Annotated in this window: 11 protein-coding genes; 3 read left to right on the top strand and 8 right to left on the bottom strand. The window is 70.2% G+C overall.

Annotated elements, in window-relative coordinates; all coding sequences use genetic code 11:
- Positions 1-117: 117 nt before the first annotated feature.
- From FNH04_RS01065 to FNH04_RS01030, 8 genes are all read right to left on the bottom strand, one after another.
- The gene (locus tag FNH04_RS01065) at positions 118-897 is read right to left on the bottom strand and encodes an SDR family NAD(P)-dependent oxidoreductase (RefSeq protein ID WP_322722279.1); all 780 of its coding nucleotides are present in this window, start codon (positions 895-897) and stop codon (positions 118-120) included.
- A complete protein-coding gene (locus FNH04_RS01060; protein WP_152779342.1) occupies positions 894-2,351 on the bottom strand; it encodes a condensation domain-containing protein in 1,458 nt (485 codons plus the stop codon). The genes FNH04_RS01065 and FNH04_RS01060 overlap by 4 nt, the downstream gene beginning before the upstream one ends.
- A complete protein-coding gene (locus FNH04_RS01055; protein WP_152779341.1) occupies positions 2,351-7,777 on the bottom strand; it encodes a type I polyketide synthase in 5,427 nt (1,808 codons plus the stop codon). Before FNH04_RS01055 ends, FNH04_RS01060 begins: the two co-directional genes overlap by 1 nt.
- Positions 7,767-12,920, bottom strand: a complete 5,154-nt coding sequence (locus FNH04_RS01050) for a non-ribosomal peptide synthetase (RefSeq protein WP_194236497.1) — start codon at positions 12,918-12,920, stop codon at positions 7,767-7,769. The genes FNH04_RS01055 and FNH04_RS01050 overlap by 11 nt, the downstream gene beginning before the upstream one ends.
- Positions 12,921-13,013: 93 nt before the next feature.
- Entirely contained in the window at positions 13,014-13,799 is a 786-nt protein-coding gene (locus tag FNH04_RS01045) for an ABC transporter permease (protein ID WP_152779337.1), read from the bottom strand.
- Positions 13,786-14,610 (bottom strand): ABC transporter permease, encoded by an 825-nt coding sequence (locus FNH04_RS01040; RefSeq protein WP_152779335.1) that lies wholly within the window; start codon positions 14,608-14,610, stop codon positions 13,786-13,788. The genes FNH04_RS01045 and FNH04_RS01040 overlap by 14 nt, the downstream gene beginning before the upstream one ends.
- Complete coding sequence (locus tag FNH04_RS01035) at positions 14,607-15,581, bottom strand: ABC transporter ATP-binding protein (RefSeq protein WP_152779333.1); 975 nt, start codon at positions 15,579-15,581, stop codon at positions 14,607-14,609. The genes FNH04_RS01040 and FNH04_RS01035 overlap by 4 nt, the downstream gene beginning before the upstream one ends.
- On the bottom strand, positions 15,578-16,717 hold the full coding sequence (locus FNH04_RS01030) for a peptidogalycan biosysnthesis protein (protein ID WP_152779331.1): 1,140 nt from the start codon (positions 16,715-16,717) through the stop codon (positions 15,578-15,580). Before FNH04_RS01030 ends, FNH04_RS01035 begins: the two co-directional genes overlap by 4 nt.
- A gap of 622 nt (positions 16,718-17,339) precedes the next feature.
- Here FNH04_RS01030 and FNH04_RS01025 point away from each other — a divergent pair.
- The 3 genes from FNH04_RS01025 to FNH04_RS01015 are packed head-to-tail and all read left to right on the top strand — an operon-like array spanning position 17,340 to position 20,981.
- On the top strand, positions 17,340-18,227 hold the full coding sequence (locus tag FNH04_RS01025) for an NAD(P)-dependent oxidoreductase (protein ID WP_152779329.1): 888 nt from the start codon (positions 17,340-17,342) through the stop codon (positions 18,225-18,227).
- Entirely contained in the window at positions 18,224-19,507 is a 1,284-nt protein-coding gene (locus tag FNH04_RS01020; protein WP_152779326.1) for an ATP-grasp domain-containing protein, read from the top strand. The genes FNH04_RS01025 and FNH04_RS01020 overlap by 4 nt, the downstream gene beginning before the upstream one ends.
- A 52-nt stretch (positions 19,508-19,559) precedes the next feature.
- Positions 19,560-20,981, top strand: a complete 1,422-nt coding sequence (locus tag FNH04_RS01015; RefSeq protein ID WP_152779324.1) for a 4-hydroxyphenylacetate 3-hydroxylase N-terminal domain-containing protein — start codon at positions 19,560-19,562, stop codon at positions 20,979-20,981.
- Positions 20,982-20,987 lie beyond the last annotated feature (6 nt).

The following is a 20,987-nucleotide window of genomic DNA, read 5'->3' as shown; positions in this document are numbered from 1 at the left end:
TCTTCGTCACGGAATTCGGGAACGTAAGCCGACTGTGTGGTCGGGGAACGGGCAACCGCTCGGGGAACGGGCTGACCGGCGGACCGCGGGTGGGTTCACCCCGCGGCGCCCGGTGTCTCAGGAGCTCATCGCGCCGTCCACGACGAGATCGTGTCCCGCGACATATGCGGCTTGCGGCGAGGCGAGCCACAGGACCATGTCCGCGATTTCCTCTGCCGTCCCGATCCGCCCCGAAGGGCTCTCCGCGGCCATGCGCTTTCGCCGGTCCGCCTGGCTCTCGCCGGGGCGCGTTGCCCACATGGGGGTGTCCACCGGCCCCGGTGAGATGGCGTTGATCCGCACGTTCTCCGCGATGAACTCCCGTCCGGCGGCCCGGGTCAGAGAGAGCACGGCGGCCTTGGACGCGGAATAGGCGGCCAGGAGCGGAAGCGTCATGTGCGCGGCGTTCGAGGCACTGTTGACGATGACCCCTCCACCGTTTCGGCGCATATGGTCGACCTCGCGCCTCATCAGCAGGAACGTCCCGGTGAGATTGGTCGAGATGACTTCCTCCCACTGTGCGGTGGAGAACTCGGAGAGGGATCCGACCAGTGAGACTCCGGCGTTGTTGAACGCGATGTCGAGCCCGCCGTAGACGGACACGGTCTCCTCGACGAGCCGGTCCACCTGCTCCGCCGATCTCACATCGCACACGACGGCCGTGGCCTCACCCCCCTCGCCCCGGATGGACGCCACAGCCAGGAGGAGACTCTCGCGGTTGCGCCCGGCGACCACGACGGACGCACCCTGCCGGGCGAAGGCGTGGGCGGTGGCCAGGCCGATCCCCGAACCGCCTCCGGTGACGAGGACGACCTTCCCCTCGAACGCTCCGGTGGGGTCGTCTGCTGCGGGATTCACAGCGTCGGCCTCCAGTCTCCGATGATGCCGCGGAACAACCCGTCCGTCCCTGGCTCCAGGTCGCCCCGGCGCTGCACGGTGACCGGCACCGCCACCGGTTCCAGCTTCTCGACCGGGGTGGTGAGGTCGGTGACCGCGGCGGCCAGCAGACCGAAGAAGTCCCGCGCGAGCCGGATCGCGGTTTCCTGGCCGACCAGCCGAGGCCGGTTCTCCAGTTCCAGAGCGAGTTCCCCGTGGCGCCACCCCAGCGAGAACGTGATGTCGTAGCGGGCGGAGCCCGTGACCAGCTTGTTCGTAGCCAGGGTCGCGTCACCGAGGTGCCGCTTGGGCGCCGGGGTGTTCTGCAGGATGAACATCGTCTGGAAGTAGGGCGTCCGTTCCGGCTCCACGGGCGGAGTCAGTGCGTCCAGGAGCACGCCGTAGGGAAGATCCTGGTGCTCGTGTGCCGCCATCACCGTGCGGTGGGTGTCGCGCACCAACTGGCCCACCGTCGTGCCGGGACGGAAGGTGTAGGGCATGACCATGGTGTTCACGAAGAACCCGACCACGTCGTTCCACTGGGGTGCGGTCCGGCTCGCGAACGGAGTGCCGACGGCCAGGTGGTCGCTTCCGACCAGTCGGCGGAGCGCCAGTTGATAGACCGCGAGCCCCAGCACGAAGAGGGACGTACCGCAGGCGCGCGCGGCCAGCTGGGCCTCGCCGATCAGCGCCTGAGGCAGGCCGAGCCAGGCCATGTCACCGGCCCACCAGGGCGCCTGCGGATCCCTGCCGTCCTCGGGCCAGGGCACAGGCGGCGGCGGTGAGGCGAGCGCCTCCCGCCAGTGGTCGAGCTGGCCCTGAAAGGCGCCTCTCGCGATGCGCCGGCGCTGCCAGAGCGCGAAGTCGACATATCTGTACCGCGGGGCGGCCCGGCCCTCGGTGATGCCCAGCAGTGCCCGGTACCGGTCGTTCAGGTCGTTGAAGAAGACGGGGGAAGACCAGCCGTCGAAGGCGATGTGATGGAAGTTCACGACGACCACGGTCTCGTCTGCGGCCATCATGACCAGGTGCGCCCTCGTGGTCGGCTCCGCCCGTAGATCGAACGGCCGCGCCGCCTCGTCGGATCCGATCTCCCTCAGGCTCAGGATCCGTTCGGTCTCCGGCAGGTGGCGCAGGTCGTGCCGGGCGACGGGAACCTCCTCGGGTCCGTGCAGCCGCGCCATCACTCGTCCGGCGGAGTCGTGGAAGGACGCCCTCAGCGACTCGTGCCGTGCCACCACGGCGCGCAGAGCCCGCTCCAGAACGTCGAGATCCACTTCGCCGCGCAGCAGCACCGCGATCGGCACGTTGAATGCCGCCGACTCCGGAAACCGGAGCTGGTACGCCCAGTGCCGCTCCTGGCCCAGCGAGGACCTCCAGACCGAACCGGAACCGTCCGTCCCCGGATCCGTTCCGACGATGCGTGGCGTGCTCATCACGCGTCACCTCGCTCATCCGCCTTGGCGCCGATCATCACGGCGAGGCCTTCCGGAGTGGGCGCGTCGAAGAGGTCGGCGACACTCATGGGCACCCCGAACCGGTCCTGGAGTCTGGACACGAGCTGGACCGCTGTGAGGGAGTCGCCTCCCAGTACGAAGAAGTCGTCGTCGGGCTTGATCTCGGGAAGCCCGAGGGTCTCCGCGAGCACCCGCAGAATCTCGCCGAGGGAGTCGTCCCTTTCCGTGTCGTCCTGCCCGGTACGCGCCTCAGGAGTCACGGGGTCGGGCAGGATCGCCGTCTCCGGCTGTTCCACGACCGGCCGGACAGCGGCCGGAACCGGCGACGGAGTCCACTCCTCCGCCGGCACGACCGCGACCTGTGGGGGAACGGAATCGGTCAGAAGGCGCATGAGCGTCGCGACGCCTTCCTCCAAGGTGATGCCTGAGGTCAGACCGATCGCCATCGGCTCGTCAGGCGCGCTGCCGGCCGCACTCTTCGCCGGAACGCTCATGGCGGACTCGCCATCGACCGGTCGGCCGGGTTCGAGTCCGATCTTGGTGTAACCACTCACCGTGACGACGGCCCGGCCCAGCATGTCGAACAGTTCCCCGTCGACCGTCGAACGGCCGGCCCGCTCGGGGCGGCGCACCATCCTGGCCCGCAGCTGGCCCGGGACCTCGCCGTACACGACCGCCCTGCGGCAGGTGAACGGGACGTGGTCGCCCGCCGGAATGTCGAGTGCCAGGGACCGGTCGAGGAGGGCCGGGTGGACGACGTGGACGTCGAGATCGGTGAGATGTTCGGAAGAGAGCTCCAGTCGCCCCAGCGTGACGTCCGTCTCCCGGAAGGCTTCGCGGACGCAGGAGAACCGCGGGCCGAAGGAGAAGTCCGTGGCAGAGCCCCGGGGCGCCCCCGGAGCGACGGCCGGCCATGACTCACCGAGCCCGGCCAGATCCGCGGACGGCCGGATCTCGCTCAGCGCGGGGTCGATCGTCACCCGGGCCCGTGCGTGCACCCTCGGCGCTCCGGGCGGCTCCGCCGCGCTGCCGACCGGGGCGGAGCGGACCGTGGCGTTCCAACCGCCTCCGGTCATCTCCGCGAGTTCGACGGTCACTTCGGTCGGATGCGACACGAACAGCGGCTCATGGAGCACCAGGTCCTCGATGACGACGGGGGCGAGATCGTCCGCACCCCCCTCCTCACGGACGGACCGGACGAGAAGGTCGAAGTAGGCCGCCCCGGGCAGCAGCGCACGACCCGCGAGCCGGTGCTCGTCGACCACCCAGTCGCCGGGTTCGATGACAGTGCTCCAGAGCCTGCCGCCGGCCTCGGGCGCGCCCTGCTCCGAGCGGCCCGGGGCCGGAGCGGCCATGCCCACCTCGTGCCAGGCGGGCCAGTTGACGCTGACGGTGAGCGGCGCTTCCGGCGGCGCGGTGAGGGCCGCCGCGTCCATGAACGCGTTGGCCGCCGCGTAGTCGGCACTGCCCAGCAGTCCGTTCAGGGCCGCCCTGCTGGAGAAGAGCATCAGGAAGCGCACGCCCGGGGTACGCGCGGTGATCTTCTGGAGATTCAGTGTGCCGGCCACCTTGGCCCGCAACACGGCCTCCATGTCCGTACGGCGCCGGGCGCGCAGCAGTCCGCCGCCGGCCACGCCCGCTGTGTGCAGCACACCTTGCACGGCGCCGTATCGGTCCCGTAGGTCGTCGAAGACGGCCTGGACCGCCACGGCGTCCGATACGTCGACCGCGTGCAGGGTGAGTTCCGCACCGGCCGACTCCATCGCGGCCAGCCTCGGGGCCACCCGCTCGATCTCCTGAGGATCGTCCGCCTTCCTGCCCAGCAGCGCGAGACGCGGGCGCAGACCGGTGTGGGCGAGCGCCTCGGCCATCTCCAGGCCTATGGCACCGAATCCGCCGGTGATCACATAGACGCCCCGCTCTTCGAGCAGTCCTCCGACGGGGCCTTCGCACTCGATTTCCGTCCGGTCGGGCAGCCAGCGGCGGTTACCGCGCAGCGCCACCACCGCCTCCGCCTCCTCCTGGGCGGCGAGCTCGGCGGCGAGTACGGCCACCGGCGCGTTGCCGACATCGATCAGGCGCACCTGTCCGACGCCCGACTCCAACGCCGCGGAGCGCACCAGCGCGCAGGTGGCTGCCCGCGACGGGGCGAGGTCCTCGGCGCCCGTGACACTGACCGCCGACCGGGTCACCACCGCGATGGGCAGTGAGCGGTTGTCCGGGCGCGGACGTCCCGCGGCGGCCTGGAACAGTTCGACGAAGGACCACAGGGCTTCGTCCAACGCCTCCGGAGCGTCCGCCAGCCGCTCCGGCTCCGGCGCGGCGTACGCCCGGCCGTGCACCAGCAGGCGCACGCTGACCGGCTGTTCGGTGAGGTGACCCAAGTAGTCCGCGATGTCCTCGGGGTGCCCCGCGCGTACGACGCCCCGGTAGCCGCTCGCCTGATACTCCTCGCCCGTGGATACCGGGATGGTTCGATAGCCGGCCAGCTGGACGGCTGTCAGCAGCTCGCGGGCTGCGCCCGGGTCGGCCGGGGTCAGTACCACGGCGTGTCCCCTGCCGCCCGGTGCCGTGCGCGCGGCCGCGGTCACCACGCCCGTCGGGCACCAGCCGGGCAGGGCGAGGACGGGGCCCTCGGGCCTCGCCGCGGGGACCGGCTGTTCCGTGCCGTCCGTCGCGGCCGGGGTGTCCCGGCCGGTCTCCGCGGCGGGTCGGGGATCCTGGGCGGCCGGACGGGGCCGCTGTGCCTCCCCGATGAACGGAAGCCAGAAGTCCGTGCGCTGGTACGGATAGGTCGGCAGGGCCACCCGGTGGGTTCCCTCCGGCCGCGGCAGGGCGTGCCAGGCCAGGTCGGCCCCGTCGCACCACGCCTGAGCGAGGGCATCCAGCAGCGTGGCCCATTCCTCGTCCCTGTGCCCCGGCCCGGTCGTCCGTGGCATGCACGCGACGACACGGTGCCCACCGTCGCGCATGCCCGGGTGCCGCCGGACGAGGCTGGTCAGAGTCTGGCCCGGCCCCACTTCGAGCACGCGGGCCGGGTCCCGCCCGGCCAGGGTGTCCAGGGCGTGCCGGAACAGCACCGGCTCGACGAGCTGGTCGGCCCAGAAGCGGGGTGACGTGGCCGCGGCCGTGTCCAGCAGCCGGCCGGAGGCGGCGGAGATCACGGGAATCCCGGGCGCTCGCAGGGTGCACCCCGCCAGCAGGTCGGTCAGCTCGTCCACCGCGGGAGCCATCATGGGCGTGTGGAACGCGTGCGAGGTGGACAGCGGTCGCGCCTGCACCCCGTGCTCGGCCAGGAGCGCCCGGAAACCGTCCACGGCGTCGGCGGGGCCTCCGACGACCACCTGCTGGTGACCGTTGACGGCCGAGATCGCGACCCCTGCGATGAGCAGTTCCCGTACCTTGTCCTCCCCTGCTGCCACGGCCAGCATCCGGCCGGGCGGCATGCTCTGCATCAGCTCCGCGCGGCGGGCTATGAAGCGCACCGCGTCCGGTAGGGAGAACACCCCGGCCAGAGTGGCCGCCGCCACCTCGCCCACGCTGTGTCCGATCAACGCCGAGGGCGCCAGACCGAACGTGCCGAGTGTCCGGGCCAAGGCGTACTCGATAGAGAAGAGCAGGGGTTGGGCGTGGACGGTACGGGCGATCACGTCGGGATCGGTCTCGTCCTGCCACACCTTGACCAGATCGACGGCCAAGGCGTCCGAGAACTGGGCCAGGCACTCGCGCAGCCGCCTGTCGAACTCCGGAACGGCGGCTGCGAGTCCCAAGGCGGCGCGGGGATGCTGGGAGCCCTGGCCGGGCAGGGCCAGCACCGGGAGCCGGCGCGTGCCGTCCGACTGCGCGGTCAACGTCGTGGCCGGGTCGGCCAGGGCCCTCGCGGCCTCGGTGGTCCGGGAGAAGCGCAGCGCCGCACGGACGGGGAGCGCACGGCGCCCCACCTGGGAGGTGAAGGCGACGTCGGCCGCGGACTCGTCGGGCAGTACGTCGAGCGCCGCCGCCCATCCCGCACGCACTTCCCTGCCCGCCGTCTCGTCGACCGAGCTCCACAGGAGGAGTTCCGGGCGTTCCGCACGGGCCACGGCGGGAGCCGGGAGCGGGCCTTCTTCGACGATCACATGGGCGTTGGTGCCGCCGAAGCCGAAGGAGCTGACACCCGCGCGCCGTGGTGTTCCTTCCTGCCTGGGCCACGGCAGCACGGAGTCCGCGATCCGGAACGGTGTCCGCTCCAGCTTGAGCTGCGGATTGGGGGTGCGCACGTTGATGGTGGGCGGGATCTTCTCGTGATGGAGCGCCAGCACCGTCTTGATCAGGCCGACGATGCCGGACGCCGGCCCGAGATGGCCGATGTTCGACTTCACCGAGCCGATGGCGCAGCTGGACGGCCGCAGCTCGGCCCCGGCCACCGCCAGCATGCCCTCGTGCAGTCCGTGGATCTCGACGGGGTCGCCCATCTGGGTACCGGTTCCGTGCAGTTCGACGTAGGACACCGTGGACGGGTCCACATCGGCGACCGCGAGCGCTTCGGCGATGACCCGGCTCTGGCCCTCGGAGCTGGGAGCCGTGAACCCCGGGCGCTCGTCGCCGTCGTTGTTGACGGCGGACCCCCTGATCACCGCGTAGACCGGGTCTCCGTCCTGCAGCGCGTCGGCGAGTCGCTTGAGGACCACCACTCCCCCGCCGCTGCCGAAGACGGTGCCGCTGGCCTCGGAGTCGAGCGGACGGCAGTGCCCGTCGGCCGAGTCGATCCCCCCGCCCACATGCCGGTAGCCACGGCCGTACGGGGTCTCGATCTCGACCCCTCCGGCCAGCGCGATGTCACAGTCCCCGAGACTCAGGGCCTGACAGGCGAGGTGGGTCGCCACCAGTGAGGTGGAGCAGGCCGTGCGGACCGACAGGCTGGGCCCGCTCAACCCGAGCCGGTACGAGGTGTACGTGGCCAGGTAGTCGATGTTGTTGGACACCAGCGCCACCATCTCGCCGACCTGTGCGAGGAGTTCCGGGTCGGCTTTGATGTGGTCGTCGACATAGCGGTCACTGGCGCAACCGCCGTAGACACCGATCTCCCCCTCGTACAGGGAGGGTTCGAGGCCCGCGTGCTGCAGCGCGGTCGAGCACAGCTCGAGGAAGAGCCGGTGCTGCGGATTGCGCAGTTCGCTCTCCCGCGGGGAGATGCCGAAGAAACGGTTGTCGAACCCTCCGACGTCGTCGAGAAGGGGTCTGGCCCTGATGTAGTGCGGATCCCTGAGGAGCTCCGGGTCCTCGCCCGCGGCCAGCAGCTGTGCCTCGCTGAGCTGATGGATGCTGTCCCGTCCCGCCAGAAGGTTGTCCCAGAACTCCGCGGTGTCGCCGGCGTCGGGTACTCGTGCGGACAGGCCGATGACCGCGATGGCCTCACTGCTCACTGTTCCGGTGTCCCTTCTGTTCCGTTGGGCCTGTGCCCCTGTCCACGGCGGGGTGCTGGGTACGTCGGCGCAGGGCCTCGCGGACGGCGCGCCGCGCGCCTCGCTCGCCAGCGGCCGCCGCCGCGGAGTGCGTCCGTCTGGGTGGCGGGATGACGGTGGTGGGGTGAGGGTCTGAGGTCAGGTGAGCGGCGAGGGCCCGGGCCGTCCCGAAGCGGAAGACGTCCGCCAGCGAAAGAGTGAGGCCGTCCACCGAGGTCAGCCCGTTGAACAGCTGGAACAGCGTCATCGACGTCAGGCCCGCGTCGAAGAACACCGTGTCGGGAGTCAGCGTTCCGCCGTCCGGGCACAGGGCCCGGGCCCTGTCGACGATCAGTCGCGTCAGATCCTCCGACGGCAGGGAGGTCACCTTCACGGACCGGGTCGCGTGCTGTTCCTCCAACCGCCGCAGCAGCGCCGTGACATCGGCCTTGCCGTTGTGGGTCACCGGGAGGTCCGGCATCCGGATCCAGCGCGCGGGCTGCTGCCATCGCGGTACGATCCGCGCCAGTTCGAGGGCGAGTTGTTCGTCCGTGCCGAGGCCGCTCCCCGCGATCCACGCGATGAGACCGTCCGGGTGCCGGGGGTCGGTCGCCACCGCGCAGCGGGTGACTCCGGGCAGCCGGGCGATCGCGCCTTCGACCTCGCCCAGTTCGATCCGGTAGCCGCCGATCGAGACCTGCCGGTCGGCCCGGCCCACGACCGTCACCTCGCCGTGGCGGTCCCGGTACGCGAGGTCTCCGGTCGCATACCGCCGGACACCGTCGGCAACGGGGGTGGTGCCGCCCCTGGCCGGTTCGCCCAGGTATCCCAGGGCCAGACCCCGGCCGACCACGACGAGTTCGCCGACCTCGCCGACCAACGCCGTGCGGCCCGCGTCGGCCACCACCTCCAACGAGCGGTACGGCGTCCCGCGGCCGACGGGGACACCCGAGCGCCCCTCGGACAGGGACCGCGAAGGGTCGGGCCGGTGCCGGCGGTGCAGACTGCTGGCTTGCGGAGTCTCCGTGGTCCCGTAGAGGTTGAGGACACCGGCGTGGGGTGCCAGGGCCGATATCGCCTCGGCGAGGGCGGCGTGCAGGAGCTCGCCGTGGCAGACCACCGACCGTACCGAGGGAAGCACTCTTCGGCCCCGGACCGCGCTGAGAATGCCCGCCTGCGAAGGTGTGAGGTGCAGGATGGTGGCCCCGCACTCCTCCAGCAGGCCCAGGTGGTCCTCGGGCCGCTCGACCTGCCCGGGGCGGGGGATGTGTACCCGTGCCCCGAGAGTCAGCGGAAGCACCAGGGTCCTCAGGACCGGGTCGTGGGCGGCGGGCGTGGTGAGGCAGAACACGTCGTCGTCGCCCAGACCCAGTTCGGTGCCGTACCACTCGAGTGGCTCCGGCAGGGCGTCGGCGGGCAGCACGACGACGGCGGGCCGGCCCGAGGTCCCGGATGTGACCAGGAGGTGTCCCGGCGCGTCCGGTGCGAATTCGCTCTGCTCGGGGTCGGGATCGCAGGCGCTCACCGCGGTCCCGTCCACTCGCTCACAGGGGAACCCGGGCACGGTCTCGGGCCCCATGACGAGTACCAGTGCGGCATCCGCGGCAGACAGCACCTGCTCCCGCCACGCGGCCGGGGCCGTGGCGTCGACCAGCAGAACCGGCCGCCCGGCGTGCCAGGTCCCCAGGATCGCGGCGGCGAGTCCGGCGTCGCGCCGGGCCAGCACCGCGACGGGACGCCGGGGGTCCGTGCGCTCGCGGACCAGGGAGCCGACTCGGCGCACCCATGAGGCGAGACCGCCGTAGGTGACCGTGTCGCCACCGCTCACCAGAGCGGGCCTGCCGGGTTCTCGCTCGGCCCGGCGCAGCACGGCCCGGACGAGGTCCGCACAGGTCCGCCTCGCGGCCGCTCCCCGCGCGAGCCGGTGCTCCGCGGGCGGCTCTGCCGCCACCAGGGACAGGACCGCTTCGCGGCAGCCCGCCATGAAGTCGTGTGCGGTCTCGGCGTCCCAGAAGTCCGTCGCGTACACCAGACGCATGCGGTAACCGCCGTTCGGGCCGCGGGACAGGTACAGCCCCAGGTCGAACAGCGACCAGCGGCTCTCCACGTCCTCGGCCCGCGCGGTCGCTCCGCCGAAGCCGGTCGGCGGGGTTGCCTGTGTCAGGTCGTTGAACCACACCTGGAACAGTGGGTGGACTTCGGGCGACCGCTCCGCGGCGACCTGCGCGACGATCTCCTCGAATGTCGGTGCCATGTGTTCGGAGGCCGTCAGGATGGACTCCGCCACGGGCCGGAACAGAGCACGCGTGTCAGCCTCGCCCGGAATGTCGAGGCGCACGGGTACGGTCCGCATGAAGAAACCGACGGCCTCGTGCTGCTCGTCCGTCTCGCGCCCCGACATCGGCACGCCCACGAGGACACTGCGCTGCTTGGTCCAGGCCGTGAGCACCCTGGCCAAGGCGCTCATGGCGAGTGTGGCCACGGTGATCCGCTCGTCGCGGCACACCTGGTCCAGCTCCGAACTCGTCCGCCGGCCGAAATCGACCACGACCTCGGCCCCGGCGTGATCGGGCAGCCCGGTGCGCGGTTTGCGATGCGGAAGCTCCAAGCGCTGCGGTACGCCGGCCAGCCACTCACGCCAGAAGGCCAGATCGGCGGCGCTCCGAGCCGCGAGGCGTTCCTCCTCTGCGGGCTCCATGGCCAGTGCGTCACCGAACTGAACGGCCTTTTGAAGGTCCTGACCCGTGCCTGCGATGCGGGCGAGGTACAGGTCCGCGAGATCCCGCTGGAGCAGATCCAGGGAGCGCTGGTCGGAGATCAGGTGATCGACGGACAGCACGACACGGGAGGTTTCCACGGTGCCCTCGGCACCGCTGCGTAACAGCCCCACGGCCATGCGCGGCAACCGGTCGGGGGCGAACGGTCTCCCCGCGATGCCGGTGGTGAACTCCCGTACGGCTGCCGGCGTCTCGACCTCGAGGGTGCGTTCCGTGAACCACTCGGGCTCCGACGGAGGCATCACGCGCTGCCGCAGCTCTCCGGAGGGAGACCGTTCGATGACCGTTCGCAGGGACTCGTGCCGGGCGATCAGGTCGGCGCACGCCCCGCGCAGTACGAAGGGGTCGATGTCGCCCTCGACACGGAGCACGCCCACGACGTTGTACGCGGGGCTCTCCGGGAAGAGCTGCTGCCACAACCACAGCCGCCGCTGTTCGGGAGAGACCGGGGTGATGCCGTCGGTCGCCCGGCCAACGGCCTTCGGCCGCCGGGGTGCCGCCGTCGCAGGCAGCCGGGAGCGGAGCTGCGCCAACGACACGTTGTCGCGCAGAAAGGCCGACAGGGGGATTCTGACGTCCCACCGGCCAAGGATCCGGCCGGCCAGCCTCGCCGCGGCCAAGCTGTGGCCTCCTGCGTCGAGGAACCCGGTCGACTCGTCTTCGGGGAGGGCGCCGACCGCCTCACCCCAACAGGCGAGAAGCTCGTCGGCGGACGAATCCGGCGGGCGGCGGCCCGGACCCGGCCCCGCCAGCCTCTCCCGGGCCAGCTCCTTCAGTGCCCTCTGGTTCTGTTTCCCGCTGCTGGTGAGCGGGATGGACTCGGCGGCGACGAAAGCCGCCGGCACGAACGCCTCGGGCAGCGCCGCCGCCACGCGCTCCCGCAGCGAGCGCCAGAGCTCGTCGTCCGCGGTGATGCCCGCCATCGGGACGACGAAGGCGCACACGGCGAGGGCGCCGTCCGAGCCGGGGGCGGCGACCACCGCGGCGTCGCGGACCGCGTCGACGTCCCGCAGGACGTCCTCGGTCTCCCGCAGTTCCACGCGCTGGCCCCGGATTTTCACCTGGTGGTCCTTGCGCCCCAGGTACTCCAGGGCGTCGCCATGGCGGCGCACCAGGTCTCCGGTCAGGTAGAGCCTGGGGACGGGGCACCATGCCGGGGCCGGCACGAACGACGCTTCGGTCAGGTCGTCCCGGTTCAGATAGCCGAGTGCGAGCGGCACACCGCCGATCGCGAGCTGTCCGACCCCACCGTCCGTCACCGGCCGCATGTCCTCGTCGACGATGACGAGCGTGCAGTTGTCGATGGGACCGCCGATCAGGACCGTGTCCAGGTCCTCCACCTGCCGCGGGCACTCCCATGCCGTGACGTCGATGGCCGCTTCCGTCGGTCCGTAGAGGTTGTGCAGCTCCGCCCGGAGGACGGAGCGGAAGCGCCGTACCAGGCCAGGGGTCAGTGCCTCGCCGCTGCAGACGACCGCGCGCAGGGAGTCGCAGCTTTCCGCACCCGGCCAGCGGAGGAACTCCTCGAGCATCGAGGGAACGAAATGGCAGATCGTCACCTCGTGGCCGCGGATGCTCTCCACGATCTCACCGGGGTCCCGGTGGGCTTCGGGCGCCAGGAGCACCTCGGTCGCCCCCGCGATGAGGGGTCCCCACAGCTCCCAGCCCGAGACGTCGAAGGTGACGGGTGTCTTCTGAAGAATGCGGTCGGACGGGGAGAATCCGTAGGCCTCGCGCATCCAGAGCAGCCGGTTGCACAACGCCACGGAGGGTACGACGGCTCCCTTCGGCTCTCCGGTGGAACCAGAGGTGAACAGCACGTAGGCCGGATGCTCGTCCGGCACACGGAGCGGCGGAAGCCACTCCTGCGGCGCCGCGGCGCCGCAGGAGACGGGCAGGGTGTCCACCCGCAGTGCCGTGCGGGCGCTGTCCTCCCACCGCCCGAGGCTGTTCGCGCTCTCCCCTGTGATCAGGGCGAAGCGCGCTTTTGAACTCCGCAGGATGCCCGAGCGCCGCTCCTGGGGGTCCTCGGGCGCCAGGGGAAGGTAGGGCATGCCGGCCTTCAGCGCGCCGAGGAGCGCGAAGATCAGGTGGCGTCCGCGGGGAACGCACACAGCGGCGATGTCCCCGGGCCGGCCACCGGCCTCGATGAGGAGGCGGGCCACCGCGTCGGACGCCGTTTCCATCTCCGCGTAGGTGACGGGTCCCCGATCGTCCACGAGTGCGATGGATTCCGGTGTCGCGGTGGAGACGTCCCGGATCAGACCGGGTACTCCCGAAGGCGCGGAGCATTCCCTGTCAGGTCCGCGGAGGATCGCACCGTTGGCATCGGACGTCGAGTCATCCATGCGCATTCCTTTCGCTACGGTGACGCCCCGGAGAGCGGAGGGGAAGAGAACGGAAGAGAGGGAGAAGGGCTGCCGGAAAGGACGGATGCCGTGTCAGCCGGCGTCCGTGGCGAGCCTGCGCGCCCGGCTGTCGTTGAGCCGCAGAAGCAGCACGCCCGCGCCCAGCCAGACGACGCCGACCAGCGCCTCCAGTGCCGCGTGCGTCCCCCAGGGCCGGCCGTCGGCCAGAGCACGCAGCGCTTCCGCCCCGTGGGTGAGTGGAAGGGTGTGGGAAACCCACCGCACGGGCAGCGGCAACTGGCTGATCGGGGCGACGATGCCGGCCAGGACCAGCAGTGCGTACACCGCGAGATTGGTCAGGACGGCCGACGCCGGATGCAGCGCCGCCACGGCGGTCACCGCGAGGCCGAACGCGGTCGTACTCAGCGCCGTGAGGACGAACAGCGGAGCTCCCTTGAGCAGCGACCCCATGAGGGCCCACTCCCCGAAGAAGGCGCACACGCCGACGACCGCCACCAGTCCCGAAGCCACCGACTCCAGGAGGTAGACCCAGCACCGGGTCAACTGGACGAGGGGCAGACCGAAGCGGCTCATCCGGACCCGGTACAGGGTCCCCTCGACGAGGTCCTCGGTCATGGTGTCCGCCGCCTTGACGACGGTGGCGAGCGACACGACATGGACACAGGCCCCGATGATCGCGAACCGTCGCCCTTCCAACCCCCCTGCCAGATATCCCAGGTAGGCGAGGAACAGAGGTTGCAACACCGCACGCGGCACGCTGGACGCTATGAGTGTCCTGATCGGGTAGACGGCTGAGTAGTCACGCCAGGAGGCTCTGGCCACCACCGAGAGGCCGGAGAGCCGGTCACGAGAGAGCAAGGGTGCCTCGCTTCCTCGCCCGGTGCAGCACGGTCCTGAAGGACCACCATGCCAGTGCCGCGTAGACGCCCGTGGTGGTGACCAGGAGAACCCATGCGACGGCGCTCTGGGGGTGTCCCTCCGCGGCCGCGGTCAGCAGCTGGGTCGCCCAGCGCAGCGAGATCACGTCCGGTACGAACCGCAGCCAGACAGGCAGCATGTCGACCGGGACGATCATTCCGCCCAGGATGGACATGGGGTACACGAGTGCCTCGGCGATCCGCATCGCGGCAGGTGTCAGAAGGAAGAGGCAGCTCAGCAGTGCTCCGAGCACCAGCGCCGAGCAGAAGGTCGCGGCGGTCGCCAGGAGGAAGACACCGGGATGCGCGATCCGCAGCGGCGCACCGGTGAGGAGACCGACGCAGGCGATGGTCAGGACGATCAACAGCGCGCACCGCAATGCCGTACCGATGGTCTTGCCCAGCAACACCGTGCCGAGACCGGTCCGGCGGGTGAGGATGCCGGGCAGCGTGCCGTGCCACAGTTCCTCTCGGAGGATCAGGCCGGTCTGCCAGATGGCGCAGCTCCACAGGGCGAGCACCCCACACCCCAGCTGGATCTGTTCGGCCGAGAGCAGGGAGTTCGGCCTGCGGGCCAGCAGGGTCGCCAGGCACAGGGCCGCCGGGACCACACACCCGGGGATCACGGCACTGAGGATGTGCTGTTGCTTGAGCTGGGAGGTCATGCTCTGTCCGAGGACCGAGAGCCACGCACGGATACCGTGCCGGGCCGGGCCGGGCCGGAAGCCCTCCCTGTTCTCCAGCGCCGTCATCCGGACGCTCCCGACTCGGCGCCGGCCAGATGCTTGAACACTTGCTCGAGCCCGACGGGCTGCACGCGCACGTCCCTGATGACGCCTGACGGCCACAACTGCGCCAGCACCCGTAACGAGTCCCTCGTCCACTCGGCGACCTCGAACTCCGTACGCCAGGACGACTCGTCCGCGGAGGGCTCGCTCACCAGCACCCGGATACCGGAAGCCTCCGTGGCCTCCGTGGCGGCGTGGCAGGGCTCGCTGGACAGGACCGTGACCGTGGTGCCGCCGCCGCTCTGCTCCACCAGGTCGTCGAGCGGCAGGTCATGAGAGACCCGCCCTTCCTGCAGGATGACGACACGGGAGGCGAGACGCTCGATGTCCTGCAGATTGTGACTGGTGAGCAGCACCCCGATGCCCTCGCCCGGAAGTTTCGCCACGGCGGCGCGAAGCCGTTCGGTCTCCAGCGGGTCCAGACCCACGGTCGGCTCGTCGAGCATCACCAGTGCGGGCCGGGCCATGAGACCGACCGCGAGGTGCAGTCGCTGTTTCATCCCCTTGCTGAACGTGTTGACGGAGCGGTCCGCCACGTCGAGGAGCCCCACCGAGGCGAGCGCGTCCCGCGCGGCGTTGGCGAGTGACCGCGTCGGCATACCGCTGAGGGAGCCGAACAGCATGGCGTTGTCGAGCGCGGACAGCCTCGGATAGTGGCCCCGGTCTCCGCCGAAGACCACGGAGAGGCGCGTGCGGGCCTCCTTCGGATCCGCGGCCACGTCGACACCGTCGACCAGAACCCGGCCACGCGTGGCGGTCAGCAGGGTGGCGATGATGCGCAAAAGGGTGGTCTTGCCAGCTCCGTTGACGCCCAGGAGGCCGACGATCTCGCCCCGTCCGACGGAGAAGGAGACCTCGGACAGCGCGGTGACGGCCTTCTTCTTGTCGGTGTAGTCACGGCCGACGCCGTCGACGACGAGCGCGAGGCGGGTCACCGTGCTCCCTCGTTCCTGTCACCGGCGGTTCCATGCGTGTCCCAGTCGACGGCCCAGGGCGGCTGCCACTGCTCCGCCGTGACGGCTCGGGGCCCGTACTCCAGACGCCACTTCGACGTGTCCGACGGGGGCACCGTCGGACGAGGCGACGGTCCACCGGGCAGAGCAACCGACCAGAGGGGGCTGAGCACGGCGCCGCGAGCCACCTTCGCCCGGTACGTCTCCATTCCGAGGTGGAGCTCCCGGAGACCCTTTTGGTGCATGTACTCGATAGGCACGTAGTAGCAGAGTGCGTAATATTCGAAGGCTTTGCCCATCAGGGCGTAGTCGAACCCCACCGCCCGGGCATACAGCACATCACCGAATTCATACATGAGCGAGAAGCCGATGAGCTTTCCGGCGCGGCGCGCAGTGAAGACGATCGAATAACGCCCGAGCACTTCGAGCTGCCCCGCGAGGTACTGCAGCATCCCCTCGTCATGTGCGTCATGACCGTATTTGCGCTGCAGCTGCCCGAGCAGCGGGGCCGCTTCCTCGCAGCAGTCCGCCAGTTTTTCCACGCCGAGTTCGTATCCCGCCTTCAAGAAGGTGGAGTACTCATGTCTCGCAGCGATCCTCCGCTTGCTCGGCAGGGTCGCCAGATAGTCGTCGAAAGGGGCGCCACCGGTCAGAATGGACGACTCGGCACCGTCCAGAGCCACCACCGCACCGCGCTCCCACAGCAGCTTCGCCGTGGACGTCGTGACGAACGGGAATAACAGACCGCGTTCTCCACGGCGCGCCGCTTCCTCCAGGGCGGCGTCCACCAGCACGTCCGTGACGGCGGCCGCGTCCGGCGACAACGCGCCGGGCAGTTCGAACCTGTACCCCCGCCGAGCCCCCGCCATCGTCCACGCGCCATCGAGCCCCAGGATGTCAAGGTGCCTGCTCAGGGCGTAGAACGGATTGTATTCAAGATCGACTTCATACCAAGGCAGGGCCCCTGCGAGCCGCCCCTCCCGGCGAGCGAGGAGATATCCCGCGCGAGCCCCCGGCTCGGCCTCGATCGAGCTCAGCCACGCATGTGACGCATAGAGCCCCCCGGCCGCGGCGACCGCATCCCATTCGGCATCCGCGACATCCCCGAGGGATAACACGGAGCGCACCTCCAGCTCACACAGCAAGATATACAACCCCCGTCCACAGCCGTGATCACGTGCATAAGAGGACCAAAGACCTCCGTATCCGCACAGGAATAGCAAATTCCATGCAGAGGGAAAACGGGCAGCTCCCCAGCACACCCCTTCAGTTAACCAAGAGTACTCCACTCCATACAGTGAGGTAGGTCACACGATCACGGCGCGGCCGGATTGTCCGGAAATAGACGGGCAACCTTCCGACCCCATATCAGGCGACCAGGACATTCCCGAAACGCGCTCCAAAAATCGCTTGCCCCCGCAACACCGGGGTGCTTTACTCCTTCCGGATTCCAACGGGGTGCCTTGCCATGCCCATCGGGCCTCGTATTGGACACATTGTCACGCGGCATATCAATCAGGCTGTCAGAGGGACGCATGGCTTTAAGGGGGAATCATCGACGCCGACCGCACGCCGACGTCCATCGGCGCCCTTGAGGCCGGCGCTCCCGGGCCGGTGGTGTACGAGGCCCTCTCCGAAGAGCTGCGGCACCTCTCCCTCCCCGGCCTTCGCCGGACCCTCGGTTCGTCGTTCGAACACCGCTCATGGCGGAACGCATCGGCAGACGGCGGAGTCCTGCTGATGGCTCCGCACGAACTGTCACCGACGACGCGGGAGACGGTACTGGGCGCCGCGAACTGGTCCTGGGTGCATCTGACGTCCGCGGGAGCCGACTTCATCGACCCCGGCACATGGCCGGCCGACACTCTGCTCACCCGCAGCTGGCGCTGCTACGCCTCCCCGCTTGCCGAGTACTGCCTGCACGCGGTACTGACGCACGAGTGGCGCCGGGGCACCCCCTGGCAGGAGCGGGACACCAGGGCGCAGCCGAGCGCGGACGCCCCGCCCGTACCCGCCACGGGAAGCACCGGAGGCGGCGTGGGCCTGTGGGGGGCCGACATCGGCATCGCGGGGTTCGGTGCGGTGGGGCAGCGTCTTGCCGCCGTCTTCGACGCACTGGGCGCTCGCGTGACCGTCCTGCGGCGTCGGCCGGAGAGCGTGCCGGGCTCCCGCATCACGCAGACCTCCTGCATCGCCCGGGCCCTGGACGCCGATCACCTGGTCGTGGCACTCCCCCTGACGGCCGACACCACCCAGCTCTTCGACCGGGCCGAGCTTTCACGCGCCCGCCCGGGGCTGCATCTGATCAACGTCTCCCGCGCCGACATCCTCGACCAGGACGCGCTCACCGAACTGTGCGCCGCGGGACGGCTCTTCGCCACACTCGATGTCACGGCTCCGGAGCCCTTACCGGCCGACCATCCGCTGAGACATCTGTCCACCGTCCGTCTCTCGCCGCACATCGCATGGCGCAGCCGTGGCAGCGACGTCGCCTTCGTCGACGACTTCGCCATGATCTGGCAGGCACTGCAGCGCACGGGCAGCGATGTGCCCGGTGTTGTCCCGCCCTCCCGGGCCATCCACGCACGAGCCGCTGTCCGCGGCACATCGACGACGGGTGAATCATGACAAGCATCGACTCTCCGCGGTCGGCGGCCTCCGCTGCCGCGCGACCCCTCGCGGTGATCCTCCACTCGCGCCAACCCCTCACGACGGATCCGGCGGCCACGTTCCCGGTGGGCCGATGGAACACGATCGTGCTCACCGATGCCGACGCCGGTGCCGGTGCCGGTGCCGGTGCCGGTGCCGGTGCCGGTGCCGGTGCCGGTGCCGACGTGGTGATGCGCGAGGACGCGCCGGGGAAACGCCCGGAGGTCCGCCACGCGCCGCGTGGCGAGTGGAGCAAGGTGATCAGGTCCCTGGCAGGCGGCTCCCCGGTGGAGATCGTCACCAACGACGAGTACTGCCTCATCACCTGCGCCGAACTGCGCGGCGAATTCGGTCTGGCCGCCCGGCACCCGGACCGCCCCGAGCACTACATCGACAAGGTCCTCATGAAGGAACGCCTCGCGGCGGCCGGCGTCCGCGTGCCGCGGTTCCTGCCGTTCCCCGACGGCGTGCCCGCCCCGGAGACCGCTCATGAGTCGGTCATGTCGCGCATCGGCCTGCCCGCCGTGGCCAAACCCCGACGGGAGGCCAACTCCAGAGGGGTGAGCATTCTCCGCACCGACGCCGATCTGCGCACCTGGCTGGCGGAACATCAGAACGAACTCGGCTGGCAGGTCGAGGAGTTCCTGGACGGCACTTTCCACCACGTGAATGATGTGGTGACCGACGGCACGACGACTCCGGTCCAGGCGGGGACCTATCTCGGGCCGCTGCTCGACCTTCCCTCCGGCCGGCGTCTGGGGGGCTGGACCATCCCGCACGGCAACTCGCTCGCCCGGCGCGCCCACGAGCTGAACCGCTCCGTGGTCGCCGCTCTGGGCGGTCGGGGCGGGTTCGTCGTGCACACCGAGTTCGCCGTCACAGGTGACGACGAACTGGTCGTCGTCGAGGTCGCCGCCCGGGCCCCGGGCGCCCTGGTCTCCGAACTCGCGCGGCTTCACGCGGGGTTGAATCTCGAAGAGGTCAACTTCGCGCTCCAGGCCGGTCTGCCGGTCCCGGCCCCCCGGCCCACCGGGGTGGAGGCCGCCTGGGTATGGGTGCCGGTCATGCCGGGCGAGCGTTATCGGCGGACACCTCCGACGACCGGTGAGCGGCTCGTCCACGTCCGGAAGGCAGCCCAACAGGTCCACACCGGCACATCGGGGGCTCTCGGGGTCTCGGCCCTGCTGTGGAGCACCGATCCCGACGTCCTGGCAGCCGATGTGGAGATCGCGGCCACCTTCGAGTGGTGCGCTGTCTGAGCCCGGGGCCGTACCAGCGACACGATCAGCAATCGGATGAAAGGGGGAGGTCATGAGCATCGCAACGCCGGAACGAAGTCGGACGGGCAAGTCGTACTTAACCGGCCTGGCGGACGGCAGGCGGGTACATCTCGCGGGCCGCCTCGTCGAAGACCTGGCACACGACCCGGCGACGGAGGGCATGGCCGGGTTCCTGGCGGACCTGCTCGACGCCCATCACCCGGGCGGCGGCCTGGTGGCGGCCGACGGACGCCCCTGGGCCTACTCACTGGCGGACTCCGCGCAGATGGTACGCGGCCGGGGCCAAGCCTTCGCGCGAACAGCACGGCTCAGCGGTGGACTGATGGGGCGCAGCCCGGACTTCGTCGCCACGGTACTGACATCCTGGGCAGGAGCAGCCGGGCATTTCGGCGAATACCAGGAAAACATCCGCGAGTTCTGGCAGTTTGCGCGTGAGTCGAACCTCATCCTGACGCATGCCATCAGCGACCCACCCGCCGACCGCCACCTGGGGCCCGACGTCCGGGGCGAGGTGCAGGCGCTGCGGGCCGTGCGGACCACCGGGGAGGGAGTGGTGGTACGCGGCGCCAAGATGCTGGCCACGCTCTCTCCCTTCGCCGACGAACTGGTGGTCTACCCTTTCCGTCCGCTGCGGGACGACGAGGAGGACCAGGCCCTCTGCTTCGCCGTTCCGGTGGCCACACCGGGGCTCACCCTGTACTCGAGGCCCTCTTACGCCACCCTTCCGTCGTCCGACGGCCCGTTGGCGAGCCGCTTCGACGAACTGGACGCCGTGTGCCATTTCGACGACGTCCTCATCCCGTGGAACCGTGTCTTCATCCACGGAGACGTGGCGGCGGCCAACAACCTCCGGCCCGGAACCGGTATGACCGCCTACGCCTGGCACCAGTCGGCGGTCCGCGCGTGGATCAAAGCGGAAACCGTGTTCGACCTCGCGGACAGGTGCGCCCGGGCCGCCGGCCGCGACCGGCAGCAGACGGTTCGTCAACAGCTCGGGGAACTCGCCGGCCTCGTGGAGACACTGCGCGGTCTCGTCGTCTCGGCGGAAACCGACGCCCGGCAGGACCGGTTCGGCCACCACACCTGCCACTCCGTGCCGCTCGCCGCGTCCGGCATGCTGCACGCCAGGCTCTACCCCCGCGCGATCGAGCTGCTCCAGCAGATCGTCAGCAGTGGCCTGGTCATGCATCCCGTGACCGCGGACGAGGACCCCGACTCCGCGGGTCACCAGTTCATGCAGACGTACTTCGCCGGAGTGGACGTCGACGGCATGGCGCACGGACGTCTGCTGCGTGCCGCCGCCGATCTGACGATGAATCGTTTCGGTAGCCGGCAGGTGCTCTACGAGCGGCTCTTCCTCGGCCCGCCGGACGCCTTCCAGGCCAAGTTCTACGACCTCTTCATCGAGCGCCGGGAAAGCACGGCCACCGTCCTCGACGACCTCGACAGCTGAGTCCGG

It is taken from the genome of Streptomyces phyllanthi, from assembly GCF_009377205.1.
In the GTDB taxonomy this organism is placed as follows: Bacteria; Actinomycetota; Actinomycetes; order Streptomycetales; family Streptomycetaceae; genus Streptomyces; species Streptomyces phyllanthi.
Note: the sequence above shows the minus strand (reverse complement) of the source record. Positions and strands in the feature narration are given on the sequence as shown.

Coding starts and splice junctions, on each gene's coding strand:
- FNH04_RS01060 (WP_152779342.1), bottom strand. CDS start 2,351: ATGAGCACGCCACGCATCGTCGGAACGGATCCGGGGACGGACGGTTCC.
- FNH04_RS01050 (WP_194236497.1), bottom strand. CDS start 12,920: ATGGATGACTCGACGTCCGATGCCAACGGTGCGATCCTCCGCGGACCT.
- FNH04_RS01040 (WP_152779335.1), bottom strand. CDS start 14,610: ATGACGGCGCTGGAGAACAGGGAGGGCTTCCGGCCCGGCCCGGCCCGG.
- FNH04_RS01025 (WP_152779329.1), top strand. CDS start 17,340: ATGGCTCCGCACGAACTGTCACCGACGACGCGGGAGACGGTACTGGGC.
- FNH04_RS01020 (WP_152779326.1), top strand. CDS start 18,224: ATGACAAGCATCGACTCTCCGCGGTCGGCGGCCTCCGCTGCCGCGCGA.
- FNH04_RS01015 (WP_152779324.1), top strand. CDS start 19,560: ATGAGCATCGCAACGCCGGAACGAAGTCGGACGGGCAAGTCGTACTTA.